Origin of the sequence: Cellulophaga geojensis KL-A (assembly GCF_000568425.1) — a bacterium.
Classification (GTDB): Bacteria; Bacteroidota; Bacteroidia; order Flavobacteriales; family Flavobacteriaceae; genus Cellulophaga; species Cellulophaga lytica.
In genome coordinates, this window is record NZ_ARZX01000024.1 from 52,650 (window position 1) to 60,706 (window position 8,057).

Consider the following 8,057-nt stretch of genomic DNA (forward strand, 5'->3'; position numbering starts at 1 on the left):
TTAAAATTTAAGGTTATATAATAGTTTTAAGTAATAAGATCGTCCGTAACCAAGTAAAATACCATTGCTAGCAGAAGAATGAGTTCCCTCTCCTACAGGGCCATTAACATCTACAGTAGTAACATCTAATAAGTTTCTGGCTCCTAGAGTAACCTGAAAAGTATTCTCTAAAAAAGATTTTTTAAATGAGGCATCTACCCAATTGTAAGCATTGGTAGTTGTTTTGGAAAACGTTGGGTTTCCGTTAGCATCAGTTCCTGTAGCGCTATAGTTTTGTTGTTCTCCCGTGTGTTTTAAAAGTACAGTTACTGCTGTACTCCATTTTTCTATCTGGTATGTACTGCTTGTATTTAATTGAAAAGAATAAAGGAATTTATCTCCTGAGTTTGCCTCATCATTAGCAACCTGAGAAATACCTTGTATTGTAGCACCTAAATTAAGCGTCCAATTATCTGTTTTTAAGCTATTATCTAATGTTACACCCCACAACTTATACTCATTAATATTTATGTATTGATACTGTAATGGCGTTTGGTTTACAATGGCTAAATCAATTTTATCTTTTACGTCTATATAGGTAAATTTTAATGTGTTTAAAAGCGACGTATTTTTAATCCAGCTACGTTTTTTTAAATTTAAAAAAGACGTAAAACCGTTTTCTGGCTTCAAATTTTCATTACCTCTAACATCATGATTGCTATCTACAAAATAATAGTACAATTCTTCAAAATTTGGTGTACGGTAGGAGTTCCCTAGGTTTGCTCTTAACTCAAACCCATTTTTTATAAGGTAGCGTGCGCTTAAAGAACCTAAAAGTTTTGATTTAAAAATTGAATTGTATTCATAGCGTAAACCAGGTCGTAAAAGAATTTTATCTAAAGCATTTATTTCTGAAGATCCAAATACTGCATAATTACTTTGAGACTGTTCTTTGTCTTGCTCTGTTACCTCTCCAGAAGCCTGGGTATCAAAACCTTTAATAAAACGAGATTCATAACCCAATTGAAAATTATAAGAATCACTTTTAATTAGGTTGTTAATACTTCCTTTAGAGAAAAACACACTACTAGATTGGTAAACCTCATCAGTTTCATTACTTCTCTGGTTTGTAATTATATAATTATTAAACTCATTTAGGTTGCGCTTTTGTTTTTGATAAGATGCAGAAGCCTTGTAATTAGCGCCAGAATTTAATCTTCCGTTTACACTTAAATTATTAACAAATCTATTGGTTGTAAAAATTCTATCTGTTGCAGACGGGTTACTAGTTTGCGATTGTGTATCTATATTAGCTCTAACAGCTGCATCATAGTAATTAACAACTTCATTTAGGTATTCAAACTTATAAAAAAGCTTAAAGTTATTTTTAGTATAATTTAATAATGCGTTAGTGTTTATTTGTGTTTTAGGCAACCAATCATACCCTCTTAAACCATCATTTTTATAATAGTTTTTACCTTGCCTGCCATTATAAAAACCTGCAAATTGATTTCTATTTACTCCTAATCTAGTATACCAGTTGTTGTTTATATTATGACCAATATTTAGTCCTTGTATGTGCTTACCTTTATTAAACCAAGCATACTCATCACTAATTGTTTCTTCTTGTAAAATTGCTTGTACTTTCCAATCACTATCACTAGATTTTTTGGTGATAATATTAATAACTCCAGAAACAGCATTAGCTCCATACTCAACTCCCATTGCTCCTTCTACAATTTCAATACGCTCAACGTCATCAAGATTTATTTGTGTTAAATCTATATTATTACCTAGTCCGCTGTCGCTAACAAGAGGAATATTGTCAACCAAAATATTGAAGTATTGTGCATCTAAACCAAAAAAAGAAATTGTAGATTTTCCTGTTTGCCCATTAGGAACTATTGTTAGGTTTAAATTAAAGTTTAATATATCTGCCAAATTATTGGCTGCCTGGTTTTCTATTTGCTCTCTGTTTATTACAATAACATTATGTACCGATTTTTTTATTGATTGCGGATTATACTGTCCAGTAACAACTACCTCTTCTAACTTATTTAAGTTTATTGAGTCTTTTTTTAACTCTTGTGAGAACACAAAAACAGAGAAAAAAAGCATAAAATAAATAGATAAATATTTACTATTTAGAATCATTCCTAATAATTTTCGACAAATATATATGTTATTTTTAATCAATCTAAATAAATTTAATATTTTTGTAGGAACAAAACAGACATTACATACAAATACACAATTATGAAAAAAGTACTTTTTTTAGCCATAGTAATAGTTGGCTTTAGTTTGCAAGGAGTTGCACAAGACAAAAAACAATTAGACAAAGAATCTATTAAAGATATGTGTGGTTGTTTTAAAGTGAATTTTAAGTATACAGAAACTTTTGCACCAGAAATTGATTATGAAAAGCATTTAGATTACACCTCTGGAGCTTTAGAATGGGCAGAGTTAATTGAAGATGAAAACAACAAACTGTCTATACAGCACCTATTGGTTATAAAAGATACTATGGTAATTAAGCATTGGAGGCAAGATTGGTTGTATGAAAACAATCGTGTTTTTCATTACGATAAAGACAACAAGTGGGTATTTACAGAGTTACCGGAAAATGAAGTAAAAGGACAATGGACACAATTGGTTTACCAAGTAGATGATAGCCCTAGATACTCTGGATCTGCAACTTGGATACATGCAGATGGCAAAAATTACTGGGAAAACAAATCAGATTCTCCATTACCAAGAAGAGAATACTCTAAAAGAAGTGATTACAATGTTATGGCAAGAGGTAACCGCCAAGAAATTACAGATTATGGCTGGTTACACGAACAAGACAATGATAAAATTATTAGAGAAACCGGAAAAAAAGACGTCCTTTTAGCTCAAGAAAAAGGATATAACACCTATGTAAGAGTACCAGATGAGCAATGTAAAGCTGCAAAAGATTGGTGGAAAAATAATAAGAAATTTTGGGCAAAAGTTAGATCTGCTTGGAATAAAGTATACACTAAAAACAGTGAAATAGAACTTGCTAAAGCTGTAGATAAAAAACCATTATTTATGCATTTTTATGAGTTAGAAAAAAAGAATGCTAACGAAAAAGAAATCCTTGCTTTAATACAAAAATTTGCATCAACCAAAACAACAGAAAATGCACCAGGAAAATAAAAGAACTACCCTACTATGTATTGCTTTTACATTTTTGTTACTGGCGTTTACTACCCCTCAACTACCAGAAAAATTACAAAAAAAAGTAGATGCAGCTATAAGCTTTGCTTACGGTACAGAATCTTTTAGTTTAAGCGGAATCACAAGTGATGTGATTCCGCCTAAAGATTATGTTTTTAAAATTAACACAGATGCAGAGTTGCTAGGTTACGCATACGTTGGACAAGCAAATAGTATGAAAAATGTATTTGACTATGTGGTGTTTGTAAACAAGGATTTAAGCATTAAAAAAACAAAGGTTTTAATTTACAGAGAAGACCACGGCAGGCAAATAGGAGCACAGCGTTGGCTAAAACAATTTATTGGTTTATCTGTAAACAAAAAACCAGTGTATGGTGAAAATGTAGACGCTATTTCTGGTGCAACTATTTCTGCAAAAAGTATGACAATTGCGGTTAAAGATGTGCTAGAAACTATTCAGAAATTAAACAATAAAAAACTTCTTTAACCTATACGATTATGAGAGACATAGACGCTATTTATTATAATGATTTTGGAATTGCCTTTCATTGGAAAAAAGAGACTAAAAATTACCGAAGTAAAATACAAGTAGTGTTTAGAGATACTGGTTTTTTACTTACTCATAAAGAGTTAATACGTTTTGCAGAGCATGTACAAAACACTATGAACTCTAATGCCGTTTGCAGTTGTTGCGCTAAAAAAAAATCGTGCAGAGCTATGTTATTAGAAACACCAGTACCACAAGTTAGTTTGGCTGTTAGCGTTAATGAGTTAACAGCGATAAAAGACTTAATAGAGGGCACTATTTTTCAGTTAAACATAGATAATTTTTTAAGTGACATCTGTAACAATTAAGTTTAGTAACTCTTTGTTAATTGTAATACATTTACACTAACTAAACAGTTATAAAATGGATCCGTACGCAGCACTACGCTACAAAGAATTTAATACTTTTTTACTAGTTAGGTTTGCTATGGTATTTGCGTGGTCTATGCAATTTATAGTTATAGAGTGGCAAGTGTACTCCTTAACTAAAGATCCGCTTTTGTTAGGTATAATTGGACTTATGGAGGTTATTCCTGCAGTGTCTATGGCTCTATTTGCAGGGCATATTGTAGACCAAAAAGAAAAAAGAAACCTTTTAATTAAATGCATTTTAGGTTTTTCTGTAATTAGCTTTGGCTTATTTGTTATTAGTATGCCAAGTGTTATAGCACAAACTACTACCAAGACAATTTTATACACTACCTATTTTTTAGTTTTTTTAGGCGGCTTGGCGCGTGCGTTTTTAGGCCCTACTATTTTTTCGTTAATTGCCTTAATTGTTCCAAAAAAAATATACCCAAATGCTGCTACGTGGAGTAGTACTACTTGGCAAATGGCATCTGTTTTAGGTCCTGCTTTAGCTGGCTTTTTTATAAGTTGGATTGGTGTTCACTGGTCTATGTGTGTAATTTTTGGGTTTTCGTTATTTGCTTTAATTGTATTACTGAAAATTCCTAAAAAACCCATTCTTAATCCTAAAATAGGCGAGCCAGTTTTTAAGAGTTTAAAAGAAGGACTAACCTTTGTTTTTAAAACTAAAGCTGTATTAGGCGCATTAACTTTAGATATGATTGCCGTACTATTTGGTGGCGCTGTTGCTCTATTACCTGTTTTTGCACAAGATATTTTACAAGTAGGCTCAGAAGGCTTTGGAGTATTAAGAGCCGCGCCAGCTGTTGGCGCAGCGTTAATGATGTTAATGTCTACCCGTTTTCCGCTACACAAATTTGCTGGTAAAAAACTACTACTTGCTGTATTTGCTTTTGGTATTTGTATAATTGTTTTTGGATTGTCTACCTATTTTTGGGTGTCTGTTGCTGCCTTATTTTTTAGTGGTGCTGTAGACGGTGTGTCTATGATTATAAGGCAAACTATTTTACAATTAAAAACACCAGATCATATGCGTGGCAGAGTAGCCTCTGTAAATTCTATGTTTGTAGGCTCTTCTAATGAGCTTGGTGCTTTTGAAAGCGGACTTACAGCTAAATTAATGGGTACTGTAACCGCAGTGGTTTTTGGCGGAACAATGACGTTGATTACCGTTGGTGCCACTGCTATTTTTTCTCCTAGCTTTAGAAAATTAGACCTTAGCAAGGATGTAGAAGAGCACCAAAAAGAAGAATAATTTTGCTTTAATATTCTATTCTTTTAACAAAATAAAATCCTATTTGTTTACGTTTACTATATGATAAAAGCTGGCAAATTCTTTACTGTAGTACCTAAAGAAACAGTTATCAACCTATAAAAAATGAGAACATTATATACAGTATGCTTTGCCATATTTATTGGTGCATTTGGAGCTGCACAAAACCTTGTTAAAAACTCTAGTTTTGAAGATTATAAACATTGCCCAGAAGACATTGGCAGGTTTACAAACAATGTAGTAGATTGGTCTACACTACAAGGCACTACAGATTACTTAAATTCTTGTAGTAGAACTGTTGGTTTTTTTAACCACAACGGCAAACAAATAGCTCGTAGCGGTTTTGCTTACGCTGGCATTTTTACATACTCTAATAAAGATTATAGAGAATATATACAAGGCTCTTTAAATGAAAAACTAGAAAAAGACAAAAAATATATTGTTACCTTTTATGTAAGCTTAGCGGATTATGCTACGCTTGCAATTTCTGATTTTAGTATTGTTTTTAGCAACAAACCTATTGCTGGCTCTACTATAACAAACAGCAAAAAAACCTTAGTTACACACAAAACACTGTCTAAAATTAATGGTTTAGTGTACGACCATTATATGCAACCAGATCCTATTTTTTATAAGAGCAAACAAATTTGGATGCAAGTTTACATTCCTTTTACCGCTAAAGGATACGAAACTAATTTTACCATTGGAAATTTTGCTAGCAATAGTAGAACCCAAAAAATGAAAGTCTCTGAGGTAAACGAAAAAGATTTCTCATACTATTACATAGATGATGTTAGTGTTGAAGCAAAAGACCGAGAATTGCCTCCTTTGTATGCTGAAACTGTACCACAAAAAGCAGATGCTACACCAAAAATAGAGCGCAATAAAGTATACACGTTTAAAAATGTTTTATTTGAGTTTAATAAGGCTGATTTACTAACTGCTTCTGAAGAAGAAATAAATGTATTAACTACAATTTTACGCAACAACAACAAGCTTTCTATAGAGATTTACGGGCACACCGATGCTGTTGGTTCTAAAGAACGTAACTTAGAACTTAGTAACCAACGTGCTAAAGCAGTGGCGAGCTATTTAATTGATAGCGGAATTGATGAAAACCGTGTAAAATGGATAGGATATGGCAGTAGCAAACCTGTAGCTGATAACACTACTGAAGAAGGCCGTACACAAAACAGAAGGGTAGAGTTTAAGATGCTAGAAAATTAATTTTCTAACTTTTCTAAACTTAGTTGTTCGCCATTAAAAACTGCGTAGGTATAGTAACCAATCCAGTCACCAAGGTTAATGTAGGTAGATTTTCCGTTTAGGTCTATAGTCATTGGTAAATGGCGGTGTCCAAAAACAAAATAATCATAATGTTTGGTTTCTAATTTGCGTTTTGCATATTGCACCAACCACTCATTATCTTCTCCTAAAAACTTTACATCATCATCACCTGAAATTGCTTTGTTTTTTACTGAAAAATATTGAGCTAAAGATACCCCAATATCTGGGTGCAACCACCTGTAAAACCATTTAGAAACAGGATTTGTAAACACCTTTTTCATTCTTTTGTACCCCTTATCATGTGGTCCTAGACCATCTCCGTGACCAATAAAAAATGACGTATTGTTAAATAAAAATTGCTGAGGTGTGTGGTAAACTGGTATGTTTAATTCTTCCTCAAAATAACCATCCATCCAAAGATCATGATTACCTACAAAATAATACACAGGTATGCCAGCATCAGTAAGCTCTGCAAGTTTACCTAAGGTCCTTGTAAAACCTTTAGGCACTACAGTTTTATACTCAAACCAAAAATCGAATAAATCTCCTAACAAAAAAATTGCAGCAGCATCTTCTTTAGCCTTATCTAACCAAGCAACAAACTTTTTCTCTCTTGGCTTGCTTTCTGCCATAGTAGGCGCACCCAAGTGGTTGTCACTTGCAAAGTATACTTTTTTACCTTTAGGAATTGTAATTTTTTTCATTGCTAGTAAAGATACGTAAACAGATTTTTTTAGTTATCTGCCGCGTACCATTCTGCAAAAGAAGAGTCTGTTTCTTGCAGTTTTAATGAGTGCAAACTAATGTTTTCTGGCAATCTGGCTTTAATTTTTGCAGCAAAATCTATCACCATATTTTCACTAGTTGGTTGGTAATCTGCAAGTATTACACTGTGCCCTCTTTGCATTAACTCATTTGCCAACTCTATATGTGGTGTGTTTTTATTAAAAACCGTAGCATGGTCATACACATCTACAATTTCTTCTTTAACTATTTTTTTAAGATCGCCAAAGTCTATAACCATTCCCCATTTTACATTAGTATTATCTGCTATTGGAGCCCCAATTACGGTAACAGATAATTTATAACTATGTCCGTGTACATTTCTACATTTTCCATCATAACCATATAATGCGTGACCGGTTTCAAAACTAAACTGTTTTGTTATTCTAATATTACTCATAGTTACTTATTTGCACTGCAAAGGTATTATTTTACGGCAGATGTTTTTACTTAAGAACAAATAAAATCTCTACCAAATAGCTAATTAAGACAAAACAATTGCCTTTTTAACTAATGATAGAGATTTATACGTTTGCCTTTTTACTAGATTAACGCTATAAAGCTTAGTGTTGTGGCTATTTATAGTTTTTACTCAAAAAAAGTAACAGCACCAGAGTTA

8 protein-coding genes are annotated in these 8,057 nt (G+C 32.6%); 5 read left to right on the forward strand and 3 right to left on the reverse strand.

The window, feature by feature from the left end:
- Window positions 1-2,133: a TonB-dependent receptor plug domain-containing protein gene (locus KLA_RS15060; RefSeq protein ID WP_034646730.1), complete on the reverse strand. Its 2,133-nt coding sequence runs from the start codon at window positions 2,131-2,133 to the stop codon at window positions 1-3.
- A 102-nt stretch (window positions 2,134-2,235) separates the two neighbouring features.
- Here KLA_RS15060 and KLA_RS15065 point away from each other — a divergent pair, with 102 nt between their 5' ends.
- The 5 genes from KLA_RS15065 (at window position 2,236) to KLA_RS15085 (ending at window position 6,595) form a co-directional block, all read left to right on the forward strand.
- A complete protein-coding gene (locus KLA_RS15065; RefSeq protein WP_034646733.1) occupies window positions 2,236-3,159 on the forward strand; it encodes a DUF6607 family protein in 924 nt (307 codons plus the stop codon).
- The gene (locus tag KLA_RS15070) at window positions 3,143-3,667 is read left to right on the forward strand and encodes an FMN-binding protein (RefSeq protein WP_051456128.1); all 525 of its coding nucleotides are present in this window, start codon (window positions 3,143-3,145) and stop codon (window positions 3,665-3,667) included. Before KLA_RS15065 ends, KLA_RS15070 begins: the two co-directional genes overlap by 17 nt.
- 11 nt (window positions 3,668-3,678) lie before the next feature.
- Window positions 3,679-4,035 (forward strand): hypothetical protein, encoded by a 357-nt coding sequence (locus KLA_RS15075; RefSeq protein WP_034646742.1) that lies wholly within the window; start codon window positions 3,679-3,681, stop codon window positions 4,033-4,035.
- 55 nt (window positions 4,036-4,090) lie between these two features.
- Window positions 4,091-5,350, forward strand: a complete 1,260-nt coding sequence (locus KLA_RS15080; RefSeq protein WP_034646743.1) for an MFS transporter — start codon at window positions 4,091-4,093, stop codon at window positions 5,348-5,350.
- Between the two features lie 123 nt (window positions 5,351-5,473).
- Window positions 5,474-6,595 (forward strand): OmpA family protein, encoded by a 1,122-nt coding sequence (locus KLA_RS15085; RefSeq protein WP_051456129.1) that lies wholly within the window; start codon window positions 5,474-5,476, stop codon window positions 6,593-6,595.
- Here the strand turns inward: KLA_RS15085 and KLA_RS15090 are convergent.
- A complete protein-coding gene (locus tag KLA_RS15090) occupies window positions 6,592-7,359 on the reverse strand; it encodes a UDP-2,3-diacylglucosamine diphosphatase (protein ID WP_013620778.1) in 768 nt (255 codons plus the stop codon). The genes KLA_RS15085 and KLA_RS15090 overlap by 4 nt on opposite strands.
- 29 nt (window positions 7,360-7,388) lie before the next feature.
- Window positions 7,389-7,838: a 6-pyruvoyl trahydropterin synthase family protein gene (locus tag KLA_RS15095; RefSeq protein WP_013620779.1), complete on the reverse strand. Its 450-nt coding sequence runs from the start codon at window positions 7,836-7,838 to the stop codon at window positions 7,389-7,391.
- Window positions 7,839-8,057 lie beyond the last annotated feature (219 nt).